This window comes from Arthrobacter sp. D3-16 (assembly GCF_054408515.1).
The window spans coordinates 3,858,226-3,880,573 of sequence record NZ_CP096437.1; the positions used below are offsets into that span (position 1 = coordinate 3,858,226).

General features: G+C 67.0%; 22 protein-coding genes. 14 read left to right on the plus strand and 8 right to left on the minus strand.

The window, feature by feature from the left end; translation table 11 throughout:
* The first annotated feature begins 27 nt into the window (after positions 1-27).
* The 7 genes from purF to M1D32_RS18095 all read left to right on the plus strand — a co-directional run bounded on the left by purF (position 28) and on the right by M1D32_RS18095 (position 9,349).
* Positions 28-1,719, plus strand: coding sequence for an amidophosphoribosyltransferase (gene purF / locus M1D32_RS18065; protein WP_458779993.1), 1,692 nt, complete (start codon positions 28-30; stop codon positions 1,717-1,719).
* A complete protein-coding gene (gene purM / locus M1D32_RS18070) occupies positions 1,716-2,876 on the plus strand; it encodes a phosphoribosylformylglycinamidine cyclo-ligase (protein ID WP_458779994.1) in 1,161 nt (386 codons plus the stop codon). Before purF ends, purM begins: the two co-directional genes overlap by 4 nt.
* 156 nt (positions 2,877-3,032) lie before the next feature.
* Positions 3,033-3,830, plus strand: coding sequence for an ATP-binding cassette domain-containing protein (locus M1D32_RS18075; RefSeq protein WP_458779995.1), 798 nt, complete (start codon positions 3,033-3,035; stop codon positions 3,828-3,830).
* Entirely contained in the window at positions 3,827-4,630 is an 804-nt protein-coding gene (locus M1D32_RS18080; RefSeq protein WP_458779996.1) for an ABC transporter ATP-binding protein, read from the plus strand. Before M1D32_RS18075 ends, M1D32_RS18080 begins: the two co-directional genes overlap by 4 nt.
* Positions 4,627-5,910, plus strand: coding sequence for an MFS transporter (locus tag M1D32_RS18085; protein ID WP_458779997.1), 1,284 nt, complete (start codon positions 4,627-4,629; stop codon positions 5,908-5,910). Before M1D32_RS18080 ends, M1D32_RS18085 begins: the two co-directional genes overlap by 4 nt.
* An 86-nt stretch (positions 5,911-5,996) precedes the next feature.
* Positions 5,997-7,541, plus strand: coding sequence for an ABC transporter substrate-binding protein (locus M1D32_RS18090; protein ID WP_458779998.1), 1,545 nt, complete (start codon positions 5,997-5,999; stop codon positions 7,539-7,541).
* Positions 7,541-9,349, plus strand: coding sequence for an ABC transporter permease subunit (locus M1D32_RS18095; protein ID WP_458779999.1), 1,809 nt, complete (start codon positions 7,541-7,543; stop codon positions 9,347-9,349). The genes M1D32_RS18090 and M1D32_RS18095 overlap by 1 nt, the downstream gene beginning before the upstream one ends.
* A gap of 336 nt (positions 9,350-9,685) precedes the next feature.
* On the opposite strand, the gene M1D32_RS18100 is transcribed toward M1D32_RS18095, so the two are convergent.
* Positions 9,686-9,919 (minus strand): DUF3073 domain-containing protein, encoded by a 234-nt coding sequence (locus M1D32_RS18100; RefSeq protein WP_050053419.1) that lies wholly within the window; start codon positions 9,917-9,919, stop codon positions 9,686-9,688.
* Positions 9,920-10,181: 262 nt separating this feature from the next.
* On the opposite strand from M1D32_RS18100, the gene M1D32_RS18105 reads away from it, so the two are divergent.
* Positions 10,182-10,910: a septum formation family protein gene (locus tag M1D32_RS18105; protein WP_458780000.1), complete on the plus strand. Its 729-nt coding sequence runs from the start codon at positions 10,182-10,184 to the stop codon at positions 10,908-10,910.
* 44 nt (positions 10,911-10,954) lie between these two features.
* On the opposite strand, the gene clpB is transcribed toward M1D32_RS18105, so the two are convergent.
* Positions 10,955-13,612: an ATP-dependent chaperone ClpB gene (gene clpB, locus M1D32_RS18110; protein ID WP_458780001.1), complete on the minus strand. Its 2,658-nt coding sequence runs from the start codon at positions 13,610-13,612 to the stop codon at positions 10,955-10,957.
* A gap of 158 nt (positions 13,613-13,770) precedes the next feature.
* On the opposite strand from clpB, the gene M1D32_RS18115 reads away from it, so the two are divergent.
* Positions 13,771-14,154: a YciI family protein gene (locus M1D32_RS18115; protein WP_458780002.1), complete on the plus strand. Its 384-nt coding sequence runs from the start codon at positions 13,771-13,773 to the stop codon at positions 14,152-14,154.
* 283 nt (positions 14,155-14,437) lie between these two features.
* Here M1D32_RS18115 and M1D32_RS18120 read toward each other — a convergent pair whose 3' ends face one another.
* From M1D32_RS18120 to M1D32_RS18135, 4 genes are read right to left on the minus strand one after another with little or no spacing between them, the layout of a single operon-like run.
* A complete protein-coding gene (locus M1D32_RS18120; protein ID WP_458780003.1) occupies positions 14,438-15,496 on the minus strand; it encodes a sulfate/molybdate ABC transporter ATP-binding protein in 1,059 nt (352 codons plus the stop codon).
* Positions 15,493-16,341 (minus strand): ABC transporter permease, encoded by an 849-nt coding sequence (locus M1D32_RS18125; RefSeq protein WP_458780004.1) that lies wholly within the window; start codon positions 16,339-16,341, stop codon positions 15,493-15,495. The genes M1D32_RS18120 and M1D32_RS18125 overlap by 4 nt, the downstream gene beginning before the upstream one ends.
* Positions 16,342-16,354: 13 nt before the next feature.
* Complete coding sequence (gene modA / locus M1D32_RS18130; protein WP_458782227.1) at positions 16,355-17,092, minus strand: molybdate ABC transporter substrate-binding protein; 738 nt, start codon at positions 17,090-17,092, stop codon at positions 16,355-16,357.
* A 41-nt stretch (positions 17,093-17,133) separates the two neighbouring features.
* On the minus strand, positions 17,134-17,541 hold the full coding sequence (locus M1D32_RS18135) for a TOBE domain-containing protein (RefSeq protein ID WP_458780005.1): 408 nt from the start codon (positions 17,539-17,541) through the stop codon (positions 17,134-17,136).
* Positions 17,542-17,678: 137 nt separating this feature from the next.
* Between M1D32_RS18135 and M1D32_RS18140 the strand changes: the two genes are divergently transcribed.
* The 3 genes from M1D32_RS18140 (at position 17,679) to M1D32_RS18150 (ending at position 19,836) form a co-directional block, all read left to right on the plus strand.
* Positions 17,679-18,548, plus strand: coding sequence for a DUF4031 domain-containing protein (locus M1D32_RS18140; protein ID WP_458780006.1), 870 nt, complete (start codon positions 17,679-17,681; stop codon positions 18,546-18,548).
* Positions 18,545-19,354: a 2-phosphosulfolactate phosphatase gene (locus tag M1D32_RS18145; RefSeq protein ID WP_458780007.1), complete on the plus strand. Its 810-nt coding sequence runs from the start codon at positions 18,545-18,547 to the stop codon at positions 19,352-19,354. The genes M1D32_RS18140 and M1D32_RS18145 overlap by 4 nt, the downstream gene beginning before the upstream one ends.
* A gap of 95 nt (positions 19,355-19,449) precedes the next feature.
* Positions 19,450-19,836: a VOC family protein gene (locus tag M1D32_RS18150; protein ID WP_458780008.1), complete on the plus strand. Its 387-nt coding sequence runs from the start codon at positions 19,450-19,452 to the stop codon at positions 19,834-19,836.
* 56 nt (positions 19,837-19,892) lie between these two features.
* On the opposite strand, the gene M1D32_RS18155 is transcribed toward M1D32_RS18150, so the two are convergent.
* Both M1D32_RS18155 and M1D32_RS18160 read right to left on the minus strand, forming a co-directional pair.
* Complete coding sequence (locus M1D32_RS18155) at positions 19,893-20,294, minus strand: YccF domain-containing protein (RefSeq protein ID WP_458780009.1); 402 nt, start codon at positions 20,292-20,294, stop codon at positions 19,893-19,895.
* 71 nt (positions 20,295-20,365) lie between these two features.
* A complete protein-coding gene (locus M1D32_RS18160; RefSeq protein ID WP_458780010.1) occupies positions 20,366-20,980 on the minus strand; it encodes a phosphoribosylanthranilate isomerase in 615 nt (204 codons plus the stop codon).
* 96 nt (positions 20,981-21,076) lie between these two features.
* Here M1D32_RS18160 and M1D32_RS18165 point away from each other — a divergent pair, with 96 nt between their 5' ends.
* Together M1D32_RS18165 and M1D32_RS18170 are read left to right on the plus strand one after the other, a co-directional pair.
* Complete coding sequence (locus M1D32_RS18165) at positions 21,077-21,667, plus strand: HutD/Ves family protein (RefSeq protein ID WP_458780011.1); 591 nt, start codon at positions 21,077-21,079, stop codon at positions 21,665-21,667.
* 71 nt (positions 21,668-21,738) lie between these two features.
* Positions 21,739-22,269, plus strand: a complete 531-nt coding sequence (locus M1D32_RS18170) for a ferritin (protein WP_458780012.1) — start codon at positions 21,739-21,741, stop codon at positions 22,267-22,269.
* The last annotated feature ends 79 nt before the right edge of the window (positions 22,270-22,348 follow it).

The window sequence follows — 22,348 nt, forward strand, 5'->3', positions numbered from 1 at the left end:
TACCCCATGTCGTGAGATAATCGACCAGTGGCACGCGGCGATGGAAAACTTTCCCATGATCTTCTCCCTGGCGAAAAAGGCCCGCAGGACGCCTGTGGCGTTTTCGGAGTCTGGGCACCAGGTGAAGAAGTAGCAAAACTAACCTATTACGGGCTGTATGCATTGCAGCACCGCGGTCAGGAGTCGGCTGGTATAGCCACCAGCGACGGCAACCGGATCAACGTCTACAAGGACATGGGCCTCGTTTCCCAGGTCTTCGACGAGACCACCCTGAATACCCTCACCGGGCACCTGGCTGTGGGCCATTGCCGCTACTCCACCACCGGAGCCAGCCACTGGGCCAACGCCCAGCCCACCCTCGGCGCCACCAGCACCGGCACGGTAGCCCTGGCGCACAACGGCAACCTCACCAACACCGCTGAGCTTAACGCCATGATCCAGGAACGCAACGGCGGCCAGCTCACAGGGGAAATGAAGCAGGGCAACACCTCGGATACCGCCCTCGTTACCGCCCTCCTGGAGGGTGAGCCGGGCAAGTCCCTCGAAGAGACTGCCATCGAACTGCTGCCCAAGATCAAGGGTGGCTTCTGCTTCGTCTTTATGGACGAAGGCACCCTCTACGCCGCCCGCGACACCTTCGGCATCCGCCCGCTGGTCCTCGGCCGGCTGGAACGCGGCTGGGTGGTCGCCTCCGAGCAGTCCGCACTTGCCACAGTGGGCGCCAGCTTCATCCGCGAGATCGAGCCCGGCGAATTCATTGCGATCGACGAGCAGGGCGTGCGTTCCCAGCGTTTTGCTGAGCCGACGCCGGCCGGCTGCGTGTTCGAGTACGTCTACCTCGCCCGACCGGACGCCGCCATCGCCGGCCGCTCCGTGTACGAGTCCCGGGTGGAGATGGGCCGCCAGTTGGCCCGCGAAAACACGCAGGCAGCGGACATCGTTATTCCCGTTCCGGAATCCGGCACCCCTGCCGCCGTAGGCTACGCCGAGGAGTCCGGCATCCCGTTCGCCCACGGTTTCGTCAAGAACTCCTACGTTGGCCGTACATTCATCCAGCCCTCGCAGACGCTGCGCCAGCTGGGTATCCGGCTCAAGCTCAACGCCCTCGAATCCGTCATCCGCGGCAAGCGCGTGGTGGTGGTGGATGACTCCATCGTCCGCGGCAACACACAGCGCGCCATCGTCCGGATGCTCCGCGAAGCCGGTGCCGCCGCGGTCCACGTCAAGATCTCCTCCCCGCCCGTGCAGTGGCCCTGCTTCTACGGCATAGACTTCGCCTCCCGGGCCGAGCTCATTGCCAACGGCGCGACCATCGAGGAGATCTCGCAGGCCATCGGCGCGGACTCGCTGGCCTACATCTCCGAAGACGGGATGATCGGCGCCACCCGGCAGCCCCGGGAACGCCTGTGCACTGCCTGCTTCACCGGCAAGTACCCCATCGAGCTTCCGGGCTCGGACAAACTGGGCAAGAACCTGCTGGAACGCACGGATCTCGGCGGCCTGAAGCCCTCGCCGTCCGCCCTTCCGGGCCGGACTGCCGCCCTCGCAGTGGACCCTGCAATCGACCCGGCAGTGGACCCGGCGGAAAAGTCCGGCGCCACGGGCTGCGATCCCGGACCGGATTCCGAGTTTGAGAACCTGCTGACCGAAGCCGACCTCGTGCCAGAGATTCATCACGCAGTCACCACCCCAGACGCTGACAAGAAAGAGTCCGTATGACTTCCGCTGCCCCCGCCTCCGGCAACACCGCCGGGAACACAGCCGGCATCACCTACGCCTCCGCGGGCGTCGATGTTGAAGCCGGCGACCGCGCCGTCGAGCTTATGAAGGGCGCCATCAAGGCCACCCACAACTCCTCGGTGATCGGCGGGGTGGGCGGCTTCGCCGGCCTCTACGACGTCTCTAAGCTCCTCACGTACAAGAAGCCGCTGCTGGCAACGTCCACCGACGGCGTCGGCACCAAGGTCGCCATTGCCCAGGCCATGGATATCCACGACACCATCGGCTTCGACCTGGTGGGCATGGTGGTGGACGACATCGTCGTGGTGGGCGCAGAGCCCCTCTTCATGACGGACTACATCGCCTGTGGCAAGGTGGTGCCCGAGCGCATCGCCGACATTGTCCGCGGCATCGCAGCAGCCTGCTCCGTAGCCGGCACCGCACTGGTCGGCGGCGAAACCGCCGAGCACCCCGGCCTGCTGGGTGAGCACGAATACGACGTCGCGGGCGCAGCCACCGGCGTCATCGAGGCCGACCACCTCCTCGGACCGGACCGCGTCCGCGCCGGCGACGTCGTGATCGGCATGGCTTCCTCGGGCCTGCACTCCAACGGCTACTCCCTGGTGCGCCGGGTGATCAACCACGCCGGCTGGGCGCTGGACCGCCAGGTCTCCGAACTGGGCCGTACCCTCGGCGAGGAACTCCTGGAGCCCACCCGCGTCTACGCGGCGGACTGCCTGGACCTCGCCCGCACCTTCCCGGTCACCGGTGAATCTGCAGTGCACGGCTTCAGCCACGTGACCGGTGGCGGCCTGGCCGCCAACCTGGCGCGCGTACTCCCCCAGGGCCTGGTGGCCACCGTTGACCGCTCCACCTGGGAGCTACCGGCCATCTTCAAGCTGGTGTCCGAACTGGGCAACGTGCCCTTGGCAGACCTGGAGCGCACGCTGAACCTGGGCGTGGGCATGGTGGCCATCGTGTCCGCCGAGGTCGCTGATGCCGCTGTCTCCCGGCTGAACGACCGTGGCCTGCCGTCATGGATCATGGGCACCGTCACCGAGGATTCGGATTCAATCCTCAAGTCCGGCCCGGACTACGTACAGGGCGCCAAGGGCGTGGACGGCGGCGCGGTGCGCCTGGTCAACGCCTACGCCTAGGATTTTGTGAAAGCCGGCGGCTGCACTGTGCATCCGCCGGCTTTTTTGTGCCTCGTTAAAGCAGCGATTGATGTGGAAGACGCGGTTGCGTAAATGCGAATGATTATTGATAGCATCGGTTTAGCCCTGTAAGTCCTGCCACGAAACGACGTTCTGATGCCTGCACCCGCCCTCTCCGTGAAGAACCTGGCGCTGACACATGCCGGCCGACCTCTGGTGCACCCCCTGACGTTCTCCGTTCAGGCTGGCGAGTGTGTCGCCTTGCTGGGGGCCTCGGGATCGGGCAAGTCGTTGACAGCCTCCGCCGTGACGGGAACGGTTCCGAGCGGGATCACGGCCAGCGGGGAGGTATCCTTCGCAGCCGGCCTCGCCGGGAAATGCCCGAAAGGTCCCGGCGCTGCAGCCAGGGCTGCGCTCATCCGGCAGGACCCGCAGACCTCGCTCAACCCTTTGGTGCCGGTAGGCAAACAACTGCTCATCCCGTTACGCAGGGCCGGACTCAGCCGGATGGATGCGCGGGCTAAAGCATCGCGCGTTCTGACCCAAGCCGGGATTGAGGACCCTGCCGCCATCCTGTCCCGGTATACCGGCGAACTCTCCGGAGGGCAGCTGCAGAGAGTCTGCATCGCCCTGGCCCTTGCGAGCGGCAGCCAGGTCCTTGTGGCCGACGAGCCCACCACCGCCCTGGACGCCGTCACCCGGCTCACGGTCCTTGCGGCTCTCCACGCCTGGAGTGCCGAAGGCCGCGGCCTCCTCTTTATCACCCACGACCTGGCGGCTGCGGCCTCGCTGTGCACGCGGGCGCTGGTCATGGAGGGCGGCAGGGTTGTCGAGGAGGCATCAATGGCGGACCTGCTGCGGAACCCGCGCCATCCCTACACCCGCCGTCTGGTCCACGCGGCCTCGGGTGCGGTGCTGCCGCAGGCGGTTGCAAGAACAGCGGTGGCAGCGTGATCGGCACGCTGGCCGCGGAGGGCATCTCCTTCGCCTACCCCACCCGCGGATTCCGCAACAAGCGCCCCGTGGAAACGCTCCGGGACGTCAGCCTCCGCGTCTCCCCCGGCACCAGCACGGCGCTGGTAGGAAGCTCAGGTTCCGGCAAGTCCACCTTTGTGCGGATTCTGCTCGCCATGGAAAAGCCCTCCACCGGTACCGTGAGCCTCGGAGCGCAGCAAGTGGCGCCCGGTCCCGTTCGCACCCTTCGTTGGTACCGCCGCGCGGTGCAATACATTCCGCAAAATCCTGCGGGAAGCCTGGACCCTCGGATGACCGTCTCGCAGCTGCTGATGGAACCGCTTCGGCAGCTCCGTGTGGAAGGAAACCACCGGGTGTTGATGGGCCAGGCGCTGGAGCGGGTCGAAGTGCCCAGCGGCCTGATCGAACGCCGGCCCGGCGAGCTGTCCGGCGGCCAGAACCAGAGGGTGGCCATGGCCCGCGCCCTGGTTGTCTCGCCGGCCTACCTCCTGGCCGACGAGCCCGTCAGCGGCCTGGACCTCCCCCTGCGGGATACGGTTCTTTCACTGCTGGAGAGGCTGGTACGCGAAGAAGGCTTGGGACTGCTCCTGGTGACCCACGACCTGGCCACCGCTGCCAGGATGGGCGGCACCACAGCCGTGCTTTCCGAAGGCAGCATCGTGGAACAGGCGCCAACGGGCCAGGTGCTGGAGAACCCCGCCAGCTCCGCCGCAGTTGCCCTCGTGCAGGCGTCGCGGGGCCCGCAGCTCCCCGGTCCCCTCCAGGCGGTTGCCCTGTGACTGCCCTCAACGCTCCAGAGCGGACGGCAGCGAACCAGCGCCCGGCCCCGGGCCTCCTCCTCGCCAGCCAGCTCGTATTCAATATCGGTTTCTACGCCGTGGTGCCGTTCCTCGCACTGGTCATGACCCAGGACTTCGGGATGACGGCAACAGCGGTTGGTGTGGTCCTGGGCGCACGCGTCTTCAGCCAGCAGGGGCTTTTCCTGGTGGGCGGGATGATCACGGACCGGTTCGGGCCGCGGCGCGCCATGCTGGTGGGCTGCCTGGTCCGCATCTGCGGCTACCTCACCCTGGCGCTTGCCGGCAGCTTTCCGCTGTTCCTCCTCGGCGCGGTCCTCACCGGGACGGGCGGTGCGCTGTTCTCGCCTGCCCTGGAGTCCCTGGTTGGGCAGGCAGAAGAACGGCGGCGGAACACCAGCGGGAAGGCGCCGGCACTGTTTGCGCTCCTCGCCATCTGCGGCGAGATCGGTGCGGTGGCCGGACCGCTGGTGGGCGCCCTGCTGCTGGGCACCTCCTTCAGCTGGGCGGCACTGGCCGGAGCGGTGGTCTTTGCCGTGATGACGGGGGTGCTGTGGCGCAGCGTGCCCGCCGGAGCCCCGAATCGGGTGCGCGGCACTGCGCCTTCCTCTAAGCCACCTTCCCCTGAGCCACCTTCCTCCGTTGCGCGGGGCGAAGGGATCACCGTGATGCTGCGAGACAAGCGCTTTGTAGCCTTTGCCGCCCTCTACAGCGTGAACCTTCTGGCCTATAACCAGCTGTACTTCGGCCTTCCCATCGAGTTGACCAGGAGCGGTGCGGGCGCCGGCGCGCTGGCTGGCTTGTTTGCCGTCGCCTCGGTCCTGACCATTGCGCTGCAGTGGCCCATCTCCCGGCTGACAACCCGGATCGGACCGGGCCGGGCCCTAACGGCGGGTTTCCTCCTCAAGGGTTTGGCCTTCGGCACCATGGCCCTGCTCGCCCAGGTTCCGGCCACCGGCACCCAGCAACTCCTGCCCCCGCTGCTGCTCGTGGTAGGGCTGTGCCTGGGGCACATGTGCATCGGACCGGTCGCCATGCCGCTGGTCTTGGACTTTGCCCGCGGCCGGCGGACTGGCATCTATTACGGACTCCTTGCCAGCATGGGCGGCTGCGCGGTGCTGCTGGGCAACGTTGTCCTCGGACCGCTCTACTCGGGAGCCACCCAGCCGGGACCCGACGCCGCCTGGCCCTGGGCGGTGATGGCGGCACTCACGGTCCTTCCCGCCGTCGGACTGTCACGGCTCCTGCCTGCCAAACGCTAAGCCCCAGAACGTAGACACCCAAAGGCCAGACCCGGCCGGGTGCTGGCCATCTCCCTTCACCACCGACCCCGGAAACAGGAATCCATATGCCCAAAATACGATCAAAAACAGGCGTTATTGCCATCTCGGCCCTGCTGCTCACCGGCCTGACCGGATGTTTTGCCGGTGGCGGGCAGTCAGCGGAAAGCGGTGACGGTGACGGCCGGATCAAGCTGGCCATGCTCCAGCCGCCGCGGTCCGGGTTGTCACCGCTGAGCGACGACGCCTTTAAGCTCTCGCGGTGGCAGACCGCCGAGACCCTGGTGGTGCTGGACGACCTGGGCGAAGCGGAGCCGGCATTGGCCACGCAGTGGCAGCAGGTTGACCAGACCTCGTGGCGCTTCACCCTGCGGGACGGCGTCGAATTCCACGACGGTACGGCCCTGACGTCAGCGGAAGCCGTTGCCTCCCTCTCCGCCGCGGCCAAGGCCAGCCCCAAGCCCAGGATCCTGGACGGCGTGGACCTTACCGCCCGGGCCGACGGCCCGAGCGGTGTGATCGTCAGGACGGCGACGCCGGACCCCCTCCTGCCACAGCGGCTGTCCAGCCCCCAATTGGCCGTCTTTGCTGCCACCGCGTACAAGGAAGACGGAGTCGTGAATCCGGTCAATGCCGGTACCGGGCCCTACCAACTGGTTTCGGTGGAGGGCACCTCATCAGCACGGCTGGACCGCTTCGATGGATACTGGGGCGAAAAGGCGCAAGCCGGAGGCGTCGACGTCCAGTTTGTGCCGGACGGAACCGCGCGGGCAGCTGCCCTGAGGACCGGTGGGGCGGACATTGTGGAAGCCATCCCGGTGGGCCAGGTGGCCCGGATCGACCCGGCACTGGTGCATGAAGTGCCGATGCCGCGGACCAATACGCTCTACCTCAACACGGCGTCGGGCCCTTTCGCTGATCCCGCCGTCCGCGCTGCAGCCCGCGGGGCGATTGATGCCGGCACCATTGTGGACAGGGTCTATGAGGGGCGCGCAGACAAGGCCGCCGGGCTGCTCGGCCCCGCCCTCCCCTGGGCGGCGGAGGAGCGGAACAGCGACGGCTTCGCTGCGAACCTCGCCACCCGTGTGCCCGCAACCGCTGTCAAGGGGACTCCCATCCGGCTTGGAACCTTCACTGACCGCGCCGAACTGCCGGAAGTTGCGGTTCAACTGGAACAGCAGCTGGAGGCCGCCGGCTTCACGGTGGAACAGGACGTCCGCGAGTACCAGCACATCGAAGCTGATGCGCTGGCCGGAAAGTTTGATGCCTTTATCCTCTCCCGTGCCACCGTCCTGGACTCCGGCGACCCCGTCGCCTACCTCTTCAGCGACTTCTCCTGCGCCGGCTCCTTCAACATCTCCCAGTTCTGCGATTCGGGCGTAGACGAAGCCCTGGCCAAGGCCGCAGGCATCCCCGCCGGCCCGGAACGCCGTGCTGCCATCGCCGCCGCCGAAAGCCTCATCCTGGCCCGGGACGCGGCCATCCCGCTCCTGCACGAACGCGTTATTCAGGGCGAATCCGGGCGGATGCGGGATGTGGAGCGGGATCCGCGGGAGCGGGCGCTGATCAGGAGCAAGACGGGGTTCACCAGCAGTACAGGCGCAGCAGGGTGATGCCCACGGGTTCAGCCTTCCTGAAAGCCACCGCCTCGCGGATCGTCGCCCTCGCCGGACTGGTGGTGCTGATCGGCATGATGCCGTGGCTTTCAGGGCGTGGGGCTGAATACGCCATCCTCCGCGCCAGGTACTCGGACCGGGAGCCCACGCCCGAAGCCCTGGCTGCCATCCGGGCCGAACTCGGCCTCGGGCAGGGACCGCTGTCCGTGTTCGGGTCCTGGGCTCAAGGGGTCTTCGCCGGGGACCTCGGCACATCCTGGATCAGCGGCACTCCCGTGGGTCCCGGCATTGGAGCCGCGCTGAGCGTTTCGGTGACCCTGATGGGTTTTGCCATTGCGGCGGCGGTACTCATTGCCCTGCTCATCTGTGTGCCCGCACTGGCGGACGGGCTTCGGCAGCGGCGAGGGGACGCCTCCGGAGCCCTTCCGGCGGCGCTCACCTCCCTGCCGGAGTTCCTGCTTTCGGCCATGCTGCTGGTGGTGGGTGCCGTCTGGCTCCAGTGGTTTCCGCCGTTCGGCTGGAAGGGTCCGGAGTATGCCGTCCTGCCGGCCCTCGCCCTTGGCATCCCGGCAGGCGGCCTGATTGGCCTGCTGCTGTCCGACGCCATCCGCGCCGGATACGGCGAGAAGTGGGTTGCCACGTGGCGGCTGGCCGGTGCAGGACCTGTGCAATTGACGCGGGCGGTGCTGCGGCGGGCACTGCCGGCAGTGCTGCCGCAGATCGGGCTGGTCCTCATCGGACTGACCGGCGGGGCCGTAGCCGTGGAAAAGGTGTATGCCATTCCGGGACTCGGCCGGGCGCTGCTGGGAGCGGCCAGCGCGCAGGACATTCCCACCCTTCAGGCCGGCATGCTGGCACTGATGGGGCTTGCCCTGCTGGTGGGAACGCTGACGACGGCGGCGCGGTACCTGCTGATCGGGCCCGCGGTCCGCTTCGGCACACTTCCGCTCCCGGAGCCAGCGCACGAAGGGAGCCGCCCCCGGCTGGCAGTGCCTGCAGTTGCGGCCGCCGCCTTGCTGCTCGTCATCGGGGCCGGACTGCTGCGCGACCCGTACACCTCGGCCCACCCGAGACTGGCAGCACCCGCCTGGTCGCTGCCCTTTGGTGCGGACGCCAGCGGCCGTGACCTCCTGGCCCGGGTGGGGCATGGCGCCGTGGGGACGTTGGGGACCGCGCTGGTAGTGGTACTTGCCTGCCTGGCCGTGGGAATCGCCGTCGGCCTCTTCCCGCTGGCTGCCACCGGGCCCCTCGAGGTGGCCAACGCCGCCCCGCCCATCCTCGCCGGTTTGGTTGTTGCAGCCGTGACCGGTCCGTCCGCGCAAGGGGCCGCCCTGGCAGTGGCAGCCGTGGGGTGGGCGCCCCTGGCTGCCCACACAGCGGCGTTGGCGCAGGAGGCCCGGGCGCAGGCGTACGTTCAGATCCTCCCCGTGCTGGGGGTAGGAAGAGCGCGCGTCATGTTCCGCTACATACTGCCGGCGGTTGCACTGCCGCTCCTGCGCCACGCAATGCTCCGGCTGCCGGGAGTCGCCCTGGCCCTCGCGGCACTCGGGTTCCTGGGGCTGGGCCCGCAGCAGCCGTCACCGGAATGGGGCCTGATCCTGGCGGAGGGCATCGGCTACGTGGAACGGGCACCCTGGGCGGTCCTGGCACCGGCATCCGCGCTGGTCCTGGCATCGGTGCTGGCGGTCAGCCTCGCGGGCACCGGGAGCGGCCCTGGGTCGGCACGGCCGGGAAGGTTCGGAAGGTTCGGAAACCCGGCTGCCGCCCGCACGGTGATTGAACCCGAAACCGCATATATGGCCTAGCCCGTACCTCCCCGGCACGCCCCCATCACGCCCTGGGCGGGGTTCGACGGCGTTGCTGCCGCTGCAGTGCGAGTTCCCGACGTGATGCAGGACGTGATCTCGCGTTGCGCCGGAGGCTGTACCAGGGCCACAGGCAACAAAAAACCCGCTGCCTGCACCGGATTCCGGTGCAGGCAGCGGGTTCAATAACTGAGTCGGCACAGGTGATCCACTGGATCAAAGGTGCCAAAAAAGAAGCGCTGCACTAAAAGCTGGAGACCGCAGAATCCACTGCTGCATCCGTTCGTGCTGCGGCGTCACAGGGCTGTCCGGTTACGGCAACAGCACTTGCGACAACTAGCCGATCCGACGGGTGTCTACCTCGTCGTCGTCTTCTTCCAAATCATCCGCGTACTTATCCACATAAGCCGAATAGTCCGGTTCAACCGGCTCATTCGCGTAATGGCTCGTGGCACGACTGCCTGGACCCGTCAGCTCACGCTGAAGCGCCGAGTAGTCAGTGTTCGGGGAGTAGTACTTGATATCCCGAGCCTGCTTGGTAGCTTTTGCCTTTTGACGGCCGCGCCCCATGGCGTGACCCCCTTTTGTACTTGGACCGGAGGTGGTCACCTTGGCGTAGGTGAGGCCCCGGAATGTTTGGTCAATTTGTCGTACACCTAGATTACATGCTTTCTGCTGGCCCTGCTTGCCACCCACTGCTCCCGGCGCCCCCGCTCATACCATTCCTGCCCTTCCATGGCCAGAATCCGGCTTTTTTCTTCGGTAGAGTCGACTCAGCAACTACGGATACTGGCCGGGAATCCGGCAGCCACAGCGGAGTAAACGCAGGAGGATGCACCCAGTGAACCACCATGACGTTCCGCCCAAACCCGGCTCTCCGCCCACCGCCGGCCTGCCCACAGTTCCGGCGGCCGAGTATGGGATCCCCGCAGCCGTGCCCCCTGCACGCACCAAGGGGCACGAGCAGGGCCAAGGCGAGCCGCTGGAGCAGGACCGTTCCGCCATCCCTGATGGACCGGAAGCCGGCCGCCTCAGCGTCAGCCAGCGGACGTTGTGGAAGGCGTTCTTCGTCGCCGTCCTTCTGGCGGTCATCGGTTCGCTGGTCTGGCTTGCCCTGTGGCTGAACACCAACGGGAACCAGGAAGCCTCCGCAGGGCCGGTTCCCGGCATCCTGGAAACCTCCGTCACGCCGCCGGCCACCCCGCTGCCGCTGCCCCGCGAAGCGGAACCTGCCTCCTATGCCTTGGGCGACTGCTTCAGGGACTTTGACCCGGAAGCGCTCAAATCCGCCGTGGTGCCGTGTGACACCGGCCATTCGGCCCAGCTGGTCGCCGTGTTCCGCTACCCGGAAGGCGAGTCCTACCCGGGCGCCGAGGCACTCAAAGCCAAGGCCCTCGAAGCATGCCAGGCGGCGAAACTTGGCCCGGCCGCCAACGAGTACACGCTGACCTTCGAGCGCAGCTTTCCCAGCTCCAGTAGCTGGGACGCCGGGGACCGCAGATTGGACTGTTACGTAACCTCCCCCGGCGGCAACAACGTCAACGCGAGTGTGCTGCCCTAACGCTTGGGGCAGCACGGCAGCACACTCGAGACCAACCCGCGGAACTAGGCTTTCCGGCGGACTACCAGCCCCGTTCCCGGAACGGCGCCGCCGTTGGGCCCGGCAAGGGCCTCCAGCCCTGCGATGGTGAGTTCATCGACGTCGGTAGCCGTGTCCACCAGCACCGTATCCCCGTCGGCGATCTCACCGGACAGGATGGCCTTGGCCAGGCGGTCGCCGATCTCCCGCTGGACCAGCCGGCGCAGCGGCCGGGCACCATAGGCGGAATCGAAGCCGGACATGGCCAGCCAGGCGCGCGCGCCGTCGGTGACGTCGAGGGTGAGCCGGCGCTCGTGCAGCCGCCGGCCCAGTTCGGCCACCTGCAGTTCAACGATGCGGGCCAGCTCTTCCACGGACAGTGGATCGAACAGCACCACTTCATCCAGCCGGTTCAGGAACTCCGGCTTGAAGGAGGCGTTGACGGTGGCCAGCACAGCGTTCCGCTTGGCCTCGGCATCCAGTGAGGGGTCCACCAGGAACTGGCTGCCCAAGTTGGACGTCAGCACCAGGATTGCGTTGCGGAAGTCAACGGTGCGGCCCTGGCCATCGGTGAGTCGGCCGTCGTCGAGCACCTGCAAGAGGATGTCGAAGACCTCGGGATGGGCCTTCTCCACCTCGTCAAGCAGGATCACGGAGTAGGGGCGGCGGCGGACGGCTTCGGTCAGCTGGCCGCCCTCCTCATACCCCACGTATCCGGGAGGCGCACCCACAAGCCGCGCCACCGAATGCTTCTCCCCGTACTCGGACATGTCGATCCGTACCATGGCTCGCTCGTCGTCGAACAGGAAGTCCGCCAGGGCCTTTGCCAGCTCCGTCTTACCCACGCCCGTGGGGCCGAGGAACAGGAACGAGCCTGTGGGCCGGTTGGGATCGCTGATTCCGGCACGGGCGCGGCGGACGGCGTCGGAAACCGCCGCAACGGCCTTCTTCTGCCCGATCAGGCGCTTCCCAAGCTCCTCCTCCATGTGCAGCAGCTTCTGGCTTTCGCCCTGCAGCATGCGGCCGGCGGGGATGCCGGTCCACGCCGAGATGACCTCGGCGATATCGTCCGCAGTCACCTGCTCCGCAACCATCTGCGCGGACTTGTCCGTGACAGCGGCTTCGGCCTCCGCCGCAGCGTTCAGCTCACGCTCCAGGGCCGGGATCTCGCCGTAGAGAATCCGCGACGCCGTCTCAAGGTCGCCCTCGCGCTGCGCCTTGTCCGCGGTGGAGCGCAGTTCGTCCAGCTTCGCCTTCAGGTCGCCCACCCGGTTGAGGCCGGCCTTTTCTGCCTCCCAGCGGGCGTTCAGTGCCGCGAGTTCCTCTTCCCTGTCCGCCTTGTCCGCGCGGAGGGCTGCAAGACGCTCCACGGACGCGGCGTCGGTCTCGCCTTCCAAGGCCAACTCCTCCATGGTCAGCCGGTCGACGGCGCGGCGCAGCTGGTCAATCTCCTCCGGCGCGGAGTCGATTTCCATGCGCAGCCTGGACGCGGCCTCATCCACGAGGTCTATAGCCTTGTCCGGCAGCTGGCGGCCGGAAATGTAGCGGTTTGAAAGCGTCGCAGCGGCCACCAGGGCGGAGTCGGCAATAGCCACCTTATGGTGCGCCTCGTAGCGCTCCTTCAGGCCACGGAGAATGCCGATGGTGTCCTCAACACTGGGCTCCCCCACGTATACCTGCTGGAAGCGGCGCTCAAGTGCCGGGTCCTTTTCGATGTTCTCCCGGTACTCATCCAAGGTGGTGGCGCCGATGAGCCGCAGCTCGCCGCGTGCCAGCATGGGCTTGAGCATGTTGCCGGCATCCATGGATGACTCGCCGGTGGCACCTGCACCCACCACCGTATGGATTTCGTCAATGAAGGTGACGATCTGGCCTTCGGAGTTCTTGATCTCCTCCAAGACGGCCTTGAGGCGTTCCTCGAACTCACCGCGGTACTTGGCGCCGGCCACCATCGAGGCAAGATCCAGGGCGATCAGGGTCTTGCCGCGCAGGCTTTCGGGCACGTCCCCGGCCACAATGCGCTGGGCCAGGCCCTCCACCACTGCGGTCTTGCCGACGCCCGGCTCACCAATGATCACGGGGTTGTTCTTGGTGCGGCGGCTCAGGACCTGGACAATCCGCCGGATTTCCGTGTCGCGGCCGATCACCGGGTCCAGCTTGCCGGACCGGGCCATGGCGGTGAGGTCCGTGCCGAACTTTTCCAGGGACTGGAACGTGTTCTCCGGGTCCGGACTGGTGACTTTACGGTCGCCTCGGACGCCCGGCAGGGCGGCGAGCAGGGCCTCGTGGGAGGCACCGGCGTCGCGCAGCAACCGGGCCGCCGCGTCGCTTCCGGAGGAAAGCCCCAGCAGGAGCACTTCGGTTGACACAAAAGTATCGCCCAGCCGGTCGGCTTCCTCCTTGGCGCTCTGGATAGCCTGCAAGGCAGGCCGGGACAGCTGGGCCTGCTGGCTGGAAGCGCCGGAGGTGGCCGGCAGTGCCTTGATGGCGCTGCTCGCCTGGACGCTTACGGCGTCCGGGTCCGCGCCGGTGGCCCTGAGAAGTGCCACGGCGACGCCTTCACGCTGGTCCATCAGCGCCTTGAGCAGGTGGGCGGGTTCCACCTGCGGGTTGCCGGCCGTGGAGGCGTTCATGGCGGCAGCCGAAAGAGCCTCCTGGCTCTTGGTGGTGAATTTGACGTCCAAAGAGAGCTCCTTTCGGGGTCTGTTGTCTAGGTTGAGTCTACTACGCTCAACTTTGGCGGGGGTACTTTTTATTTCCTGTTTTCCCAGAGCGAACCAAGATGCGAGACCCGTGCGGCCAAACGTTTCCAAGGGTGCCGATCCACCCCTAGGATCACCTTGTGACCGGGGAGCACAGTGCCGCCGGCGCATGGCAGACGGGACAGGCAATGAAGAAGTTTGTTGTTCTCTACATCGCAGCGCTATCCGCCCAGGCGCAAATGGCCGAGAGCTCGCCGGAGGCAGCCCAGGAGGGCATGAAGGCCTGGCTGGCATGGGCCGAGCAGGCGGGTGAAGGCCTCGTGGACATAGGCAATCCGCTGGGGGCCGGGAAGGAAATTACAGCAACCGGCACGGCAGACACCAGCACTGGCGTGGCCGGTTATGCGATTCTCCAGGCGGAGGACCTCGCCGGCGCCCAGGCGCTGCTGGACGGGCACCCGCACCTCATGATGCCTAGCGCGAGCATCCAGGTTTACGAATCCCTGGACCTGCCGGGGATGTAGGTTCGGGGAGCACGGAGCCGGTCCGGGCAAGGAAAAAATAAGTGGGCGGGTGGCTCCCCCAGCAAAGCCACCCGCCGGCCGGTTCAGTGCCGCCGTAGTCAGGAATCCCGAATCCCCGAAACGCTGGTGATCCAGCTCAGGTTTCGGCCACTGAGGCGTGGTCGTTGCAGTAGCGGCAGGATTAGCCGTCCGCCCGCCCACCGGGGACTTTACCGGTAATTGCGGCGGGAGTCACGAGACGTGACAAGTTTGTAACACCACAGCCAGGGCAGGGCGTGCCCCCTCACGCAGGGTAAATTGCCACGGCCATCGCTTTAACGACGAAGTGAACGGACAGGCCGGGGGCCAGGCCGAGGTCTGCGGAAGCGGCGGGAGTGACGTCCGCTGCCAGGTGTCCCGCGCGCACCCGGATCAGGTCGCCGTGCGGCTCGAGCTCCGTGATGGTCACTTCGAAGTAGTTGCGTGGACTGCCGTGGGCGTCGTCGAGGAATACGGAAACGGCCGACGGCGGGAACACGGCCACCGCTGCCCGCTCATCTTCTCCTGCCGGGCCAGGGTCCTCGATATGGCCAGCGACGGTCTGGCCGCCGGAAGTCCTGAGCCCGTCACGGGTAAGGTTTCCAGGAATCAGGTTCAGCCCCGCCAGTCCGGCCGCAAAGGCGCTGCGGGGCCGCTCGAGTACCTCCCGGGTCGGGCCTTCTTCTGAAATCCGGCCCCCTTCCAGGATGACTACCCGGTCCGCCAGCATCAGCGCGTCCAGGACGTCGTGGGTGATGATGATGGCCGGCCTGTCGGCGAGGACCCGTTTCAGCAGGCGGCGGAGCAGCGGCGCGGAGTGGATGTCCAGCGCAGCCATCGGCTCGTCCAGGAGGAGGAGTCCCGGGTCCGCGGCGAGCGCCCTGGCCACCGCAACGCGCTGGGCCTGGCCGCCGGAAAGCTCGGCGGGGCGGCGGTCATGGAGGTCCTGGGCTTCGACTTCGGCCAGCCAGCGGACGGCGTCGGCCCTTGCCTGGTGCTTCGGCACCCCGGCGCTCCGCGGACCGAAGGCCACGTTTTCCAAGGCGTTGAGGTGGGGGAATAGCAGGGGTTCCTGGGCGAGCAGCGAGGTACCGCGCTGATGGGGCGGCGTCCACCTGCTCCTGCCAGGCGAGAGATCAAACAGCGTCCGTCCGCCAAGCTCCGCCCGGCCGCTGTCCGGCCGCAGCAGACCCGCGACCACGGCCAGCAGCGTGGACTTACCCGCCCCGTTCGGCCCCATCACCGCTACCGTTTCCCGCGGAGCGACCGTCAGGGCCACGTCGAACCCCCGCCCGGCCACGGCTGCCTCAAATGCGAACGTCACGCGGCGTTCCTCACCGCGGTTCCGGCCGTCGTCGTCCGGTGCTCGGACGACGGGGCAGCACGCCCGCCGGGGCGCCGGTACGCAAGCGCCACCACGGCCACTGCCACGGCCACCAGCACCAGGGAGAGGGCGACGGCAGCATCCGGGTCCGTTTCACGCTGCAGGTAGATTTCCAGCGGCAGCGTCCGGGTTACCCCCTGGAGGCTGCCCGCGAACGTCAGAGTGGCGCCGAACTCCCCCAGGCTGCGGGCGAACGAGAGCACAGCCCCCGATGCCAGCCCGGGCAGCACCAGCGGCAGCGTCACGCGGCGGAAGACCCGTCCGGGCGAGGCGCCGAGCGTTGCGGCGACCGCTTCGTACCGTTCGCCCCCGGTCCGCATGGCTCCCTCCAGGCTCACCACCAGGAACGGCAACGCCACGAACGTCTGCGCCAGGACGACTGCGGTGGTGGAGAAGGCAACCTGGAGGCCGAGGACTTCCAGGGTGCTGCCCAAGAGGCCTTGGCGGCCGAACGTGTAGAGGAGCGCGATGCCGCCCACCACGGGTGGCAGGACGAGCGGGAGCAGCACCAGCGAGCGCAGCAGTGCCTGCAGCGGGAACCTGCCCCGGGCCAGAACGAGGGCCAGCGGTACCCCGAGAAGGATGCACAGGACGGTGCTGGCAGCGGACGTCCGGAGGCTCAGGCCCAGTGCCGACAGGGCGGACTCTGAGGTGACCAGTGGCAGGAAGTTGGCCCAGTTGACCCTCGCCACCATGGCGAGCAGCGGGAGGATGACCACCAGGGCGGCCAGGACCGCCACGGCATGGATCCAGCGCGGAACGCCGCTATATGCCTGGCGACTCATGAGGCTTGGCCGCTCACGCCGGGGCCGGTCCGAAGCCGGCGGCTGAGAGTACTTGCTGGCCTTCGGGGCTGCTGATGAGTTCGAGGAAGGCGCGGGCCTCTGCGCTGTTCCTGCTGTTGGACAGCAGGGCGGCGGGATAGCTGTTGACGGAACCGGCTGCTTCCGGAAAGGCAACGCCTTCCACCCTGCCTGCTGCGGACTTAAGGTCGGTGACGTAGACCAGCCCCGCGTCGGCCTCCGCGGAGATGACTTTGCCCAGCACGTCCGTTACGGAGTTTTCCTCGCTGACCGGGTTCAGGTCTGTTCCGGTCCGCTGTTCAATGACGGCCGCGGCGGCACCGCAGGGAACCTGTGGGGCACATTGCACCAGACGGGTTCCAGGTTTGGCGAGGTCCGGGAAGGAGCGGATGCCGGCCGGGTTTCCGGGCGGGACGGCGATGGTGAGCGTGTTGGTGGCGAAAATCTGCGGCTCGCCATCCACCAGCCCGGCCTCCTGCAGTTTTTCCATGTTCCTGGTGTCCGCGGAGGCGAAGACGTCCGCCGGCGCGCCCTGGTTGATCTGGGTGGCAAGGTCTGACGATCCTGCGAAGCTGAGGGTGACGGCGGTGCCCGGGTGCCGGGCTTCAAACATCTTTGCCAGTTCCGTGAAGCTGGTTTTGAGGGATGCGGCAGCGAACACGGTCAGCGTCCCGCCGCTGGTGTTGGCGGCCGCATCGCCCTTGCCAGTGCAGGCTGCCAGCGTGACGGTCATCAGTACTGCCAGCAGCAATGCCGTGAGCCCGTGGAGCCTGTTCACAGCGCCTTGCCCCGCGGGGTTTCGATGAGGACCGTGGTGGCTTTGACAACTGCGGTGGCCACTGAACCAGGTTCCAGCCCCAGCTCCCGAACGGCCTCGCTGCTCATGAGCGACACCACCCGGAACGGCCCGCATTGCAGCTCCACCTGGGCCATGACCTTGTCCGCCGTGATGCCGGTAACCAGGCCCACGAACCTGTTGCGCGCGGAGCTGCCGGTACGGTGCGGATCGTCCGGTAGCTGCGCGAGTTTCTGTGCATGCCGGGCCAGTTCCAGCCCGTCCACGGCGAGCCGGCCGCCCTCATCCTTGATGGCGGTGAGTGATCCAGTGTCCAACCAGCGCCGCACAGTGTCGTCGCTGACACCGAGGAACCGGGCAGCCTCAGCAACGCGAATTATGGTCATAGGCCCAGTGTATGGCGCAGATGCGGTAAGACGAGGAGAACTGTGGCGCATCTTCGGATACTGCCCGGACACTTCCCCGCATGGAGGGACGCGTTCCGGCAAAGCGGCGCCATGGACCCCCCAACTAGACTTCCTCCATGGCCATCTACATCGACCCGCCGCTCTGGCCTGCCCACGGGACCCACTTCTCGCATCTGGTGTCTGACTCGTCGCTTGCCGAACTGCACGCGTTCGCAGCAGCAGCCGGCATTCCGGAGCGGGCCTTCGACGGCGACCATTACGACGTTGCTGAGCGCCGCTTCAATGATTTGGTGGCGGCGGGAGCCATTCCTGTGGAGGCCCGGATCCTGGTCCGCAAGCTGATCGCCAGCGGCCTGCGGATCCCTGCCCGGCAACGGAACAAGTCGCTCAAGGTGCCGCTGTTCAACCGGTGGGACGCCATCATGCCCGGCCACGACGCGCTTTTCCTCGACCTCCTGGACCGGTGGAGCGAGCCGCACCGCCGGTACCACGGCTGCACGCACCTGCTGTCGGTACTGGAAGCGCTGGACCTGCTCACCGATCCCGTTGACCCGCCCCGCACGGTGCTGCTGGCCGCGTGGTTCCACGACGCCGTCTACCGGGGCGTCGCCGGCCAGGACGAGGAAGAGTCAGCCCGCCTGGCGGAGGAACGGCTGGTTGCTGCCGGCCTTCCCGAGGCGGAGACCGCCGAGGTGGCCCGGTTGGTGCGACTGACATCGGACCATCGCCCCGAGCCGGGGGACGACGACGGTGCCCTCCTCTGCGATGCCGACCTTTCCGTCCTGGGCGGGGAACCTGACGAGTACGCGAGGTACGTTGCCGACGTCCGCCAGGACTACGCCCACATTGGCGACGCTGACTTCGCTGCCGGGCGCGCCGCCGTCGTACGCCACCTGCTGGACCTGGACCCGCTCTTCCACACCGGCCGGGCGCGGGAACTGTGGCTGGACGCCGCCCACCGGAACCTGAAAGGCGAACTGGCGTGAACGCACCCACTTCAAACCCCCGCCACGCACTGACGGCAAGTGCTGCCCACCGGCAACTGCCCTACAACGTACGGCAGGAATGGGGGCTCGACGGCGCCAGGACCGTAACGTCCGGGGCGGACCTCGCCGTGGTGGTGGACGTCCTGTCCTTCAGCACCTGCGTCAGCGTCGCCCTGGACCGGGGGGCCGTCGTTTTTCCGTTTCCCTGGAAGGACACCAGCGCGGAGGACTTCGCCGCCCACCACGGCGCGCAGCTGGCAGGGCCCCGCAACGGCGGCGGACTGAGCCTCTCGCCGGCGAGTATCCGGGCTGCGGGGTCCTTGGAACGGGTGGTCCTGCCGTCACCGAACGGTTCCGCTCTTTGCCATGAGCTGGCGGGCGAGGTCCCGCTGGTAGCTGCGGTATCGCTCCGCAATGCGGCAGCAACAGCAGATTGGGTGGTGGGCAACTTCGCTGACGATGCCGTGATCGCAGTGATTTCCGCCGGTGAACACTGGCCGGACGGCACCCTCCGCCCTGCTGTGGAGGACCAGATCGGCGCAGGTGCGTTCATTGCGGGCCTGGTTGCTGCGGGCAAGGGCGGTTACGAGGCCGAAGACGGCAGGCACGGCTACTCACCTGAAGCTGTGGCGGCGATGGCGGTGTTCGAGGCCGCGGAGCCGCGGCTCCGGGACATGCTGCACGGGTGTTCGAGCGGCCGCGAGCTGGCCGGTGCGGGCTACGCCGACGACGTGGATATCGCCGCGGAATTGGACGATAGCATGTCTGTCGCCCTCCTGATCAACGGGGCATTCAGCCCCCGCTGAAGGACGCGGCGCCCTCCTGGTCCGGCCCGGGCCAGGCGATACATTCTGCCGCCCGGACCTTTACGGTCGTGGTTTCGGGATGCGACACTGCTCGGATGACCCTGCGCATCCAGTCCCTTTGCATCGATTCGACCGATCCTAAAGTGCCCGCGGACTTCTGGGAGAAGGCATTGGGGTGGCGCCACACCTACGAGGCGGACGACGAAATTGTGCTCGAGCCACCGGCGGGCAGCCCCGAGGACGGGGTATCCCCGGACCTGCTCTTCCTCAAGGTGCCCGAGCGCAAGGAGGTCAAGAACAGGCTTCACCTGGACCTGCGGCCCGAGGACCGCGACGCAGAGGTTGCAAGGCTTGAAGGCCTTGGCGCCAGACGCGTTTCCGTGGGCCAGGGCTTGGAGGTTACGTGGGTGGTGATGGCTGATCCGGACGGCAATGAGTTCTGCGTCCTGCGGGCGCTGCGGCCGGATGAGTCAGCGGAATAGTCGCCCGTCAGCTCATCCGTTTCCGCGCGCTGCTTCCCCGGTTTGCGCCGCCCCGTCTACCGGTAGGCGTTGACGAACGGCGCGTTGGTGGGCACGATCTGCTTCCCCAGTGGCATCAGGGACACCGGGATGAGCTTCAGGTTCGCGATGGCCAGCGGGATGCCGATGATGGTGATGGCCATGGCAAAGGCCGTGACCACATGGCCGATGGCGATCCAGATACCCGCCACCAGCAGCCAGATCACGTTGCCCAGTAGGGAAAACACTCCTGTTCCCCCCGGCTTGTCCACCACCGTGCGGCCGAACGGCCACAGCGTATATGACGCAATCCTGAACGAAGCGATGCCCCATGGAATGGTGATGATCAGGAGGCAGCAGATGACGCCGGCCAGGAAGTAGCCCAGCGCAAGCCAGAATCCCCCGAAAACCAGCCAGATGATGTTGAGCAGTGTCTTCATTCATCCATTGTGCCCCGGGGGCTTCGACAAAAGGATGGGGGTTTGCCCTGACCGATCCCTTACCCCGGCTGCTACACCGGAGCAGCAGCACCCTTCGCTGCCTGCACAAAGGCACGCACCTTGGCCAGGTCCTTCACGCCCCGGGATGCCTCCACACCGGAGGAGACGTCGACGCCCCAGGCGTGGGCTGCGGTGGAGGAGGAACCAACGTTGGCGGGGTCGAGGCCGCCGGCGAGCAGCCAGCGCCGTCCTTGAAGAACTGGCAGGGCGGCAACGGAGGCGTAATCCCAGGCCTTCCCGGAGCCCGGCACCGCTGCGTCGATCAGCAGCACGTCCTCGCCCCAGTCTTCGAACTCCTCTGGAGCTGCCTCCATGGTGACTGCCCTGATCAGTTTCATGCCCGCGTCATGCACGGTAGCGACGTCTTCACGGGTGCGCGGGCCATGCAGCTGGACCCATTCCAGCCCGGCTGCGCGGGCGATCGCCACGGCGTCGGCCACCGGCTCGTGGCGGAATACTCCGATGGGCGAGACTCCCGCTGGGACCTCCGCCAGCAACGAGGACGCCTGGGACGGGGTGACAACGCGGGGGCTGGCAGTAAGGACGAAACCCACGGCATCCGCCCCGGCATTTACCGCTTCACGGACAGATTCGGGCGTACTGAGACCACACACTTTTACAAACATTCCCGGCTCCTTGAGGCTGTTCTTGTGTTATCCCCCCGGAGGAGAGTAGCAGGAAGGCGGGCCGCGGGATGTACGCAGGGGAATTAGGCTGGGCAGATGGAGATCATCCGCTTTGCAGACCTTTTGCCCGAACCCTGGCGGAACGGCGGCGGTGTGACGCGCCAGCTGGCCAGCGACCCCGGGACAGCTTCCGCGCAGGACGGGACCTGGGACTGGCGGGTCAGCATCGCCGACGTCAGCAAGGCCGGTGACTTTTCTGCGTTCCCGGGGATGGAGCGGGTGTTGACGGTGGTCGAGGGTGAGCTCCTGCTGCTGTCCGTGGACGGCGCTGAACACCCCCTCGAGAAGTACCGGCCGTTCCGTTTTCCTGGCGGGGCCAGCACGCATGCTTCCCTTCCAACGGGCGACATCCGGGACCTCAATGTCATCACGCGGGCAGGCCGCTTCAAGGGCTTCACGTCCATCATCGAGCTCTCGAAAAAGCGTGCCAAGCCCATTTTTGAGGGGCAATTGGGGATCCTGCTCCAGGGACAGGCCACGGCGGCTGAAGGAACCAATGAACCCGAAACACTGGCGCGATACGACGCGGTGGTGGGTTCCGACGTCGGCACCCCCGACGTCCTGGGCCGCGGCTTCCTTGCCGTCGTTTCGATCGACCCGGTAGAGGATGAGCCCGGCCCGGAATAGGCCAGCCTGGCCTTGGGAAGCAGAGCCTTTCCACACTGGTGGCTCCACGCGGCCGTCCCTAGACTCGGGCTATGACCACTTCAACGTTCAATGCGCTCCTGTCCACCCAGATCGGCAACGAATTCACGGCATCGCAGCAGTACATTGCCGTGGCCACCTGGTTCGCCAACCAGGACCTCCCCCAGCTGGCCAAATACTTCTACCGCCAGTCTGTGGAGGAACGGAACCACGCCATGATGATGGTGCAGTACATGCTGGACCGGGACATCGCCTTCACCATTCCAGGCGTCCCCGCCGTCCGCAACGACTTCACCTCGGTCACCGAGCCGCTGGCCCTGGCCCTGCAGCAGGAAAAGGAAGTCACCCGCAACATCGAGGACCTGTTCCGGGCCGCCCGCGGCGAAAACGATGCGTTGGGCGAGCAGTTTATGCTCTGGTTCCTGAAGGAGCAGGTGGAGGAAGTCGCGTCCATGACCACGCTCCTGAACATCGCCGAGCGGGCAGACAATCTGTTCGACATCGAGAACTTCATTGCCCGCGAAACCATCGGCGACGGCGGCCGCGACTCCTCCGCCCCGGAAGCTGCCGGCGGCGCCCTCTAACGTTCGAAGCCCAGGCAGGCCACCCGGTGGTGAGGTTCCGCACCATCAGTGGCCGCCCGGCGTCGGGCGTTGCTACGCT

Bases quoted from the DNA above. Each gene is read 5' to 3' on its own strand.
- purM (WP_458779994.1), top strand. From the start codon at position 1,716: ATGACTTCCGCTGCCCCCGCCTCCGGCAACACCGCCGGGAACACAGCC.
- M1D32_RS18075 (WP_458779995.1), top strand. From the start codon at position 3,033: ATGCCTGCACCCGCCCTCTCCGTGAAGAACCTGGCGCTGACACATGCC.
- M1D32_RS18090 (WP_458779998.1), top strand. From the start codon at position 5,997: ATGCCCAAAATACGATCAAAAACAGGCGTTATTGCCATCTCGGCCCTG.
- M1D32_RS18095 (WP_458779999.1), top strand. From the start codon at position 7,541: ATGCCCACGGGTTCAGCCTTCCTGAAAGCCACCGCCTCGCGGATCGTC.
- M1D32_RS18100 (WP_050053419.1), bottom strand. From the start codon at position 9,919: ATGGGGCGCGGCCGTCAAAAGGCAAAAGCTACCAAGCAGGCTCGGGAT.
- M1D32_RS18105 (WP_458780000.1), top strand. From the start codon at position 10,182: ATGCACCCAGTGAACCACCATGACGTTCCGCCCAAACCCGGCTCTCCG.
- M1D32_RS18125 (WP_458780004.1), bottom strand. From the start codon at position 16,341: ATGAGTCGCCAGGCATATAGCGGCGTTCCGCGCTGGATCCATGCCGTG.
- modA (WP_458782227.1), bottom strand. From the start codon at position 17,092: ATGACCGTCACGCTGGCAGCCTGCACTGGCAAGGGCGATGCGGCCGCC.
- M1D32_RS18135 (WP_458780005.1), bottom strand. From the start codon at position 17,541: ATGACCATAATTCGCGTTGCTGAGGCTGCCCGGTTCCTCGGTGTCAGC.
- M1D32_RS18140 (WP_458780006.1), top strand. From the start codon at position 17,679: ATGGCCATCTACATCGACCCGCCGCTCTGGCCTGCCCACGGGACCCAC.
- M1D32_RS18150 (WP_458780008.1), top strand. From the start codon at position 19,450: ATGACCCTGCGCATCCAGTCCCTTTGCATCGATTCGACCGATCCTAAA.
- M1D32_RS18155 (WP_458780009.1), bottom strand. From the start codon at position 20,294: ATGAAGACACTGCTCAACATCATCTGGCTGGTTTTCGGGGGATTCTGG.
- M1D32_RS18160 (WP_458780010.1), bottom strand. From the start codon at position 20,980: ATGTTTGTAAAAGTGTGTGGTCTCAGTACGCCCGAATCTGTCCGTGAA.
- M1D32_RS18165 (WP_458780011.1), top strand. From the start codon at position 21,077: ATGGAGATCATCCGCTTTGCAGACCTTTTGCCCGAACCCTGGCGGAAC.
- M1D32_RS18170 (WP_458780012.1), top strand. From the start codon at position 21,739: ATGACCACTTCAACGTTCAATGCGCTCCTGTCCACCCAGATCGGCAAC.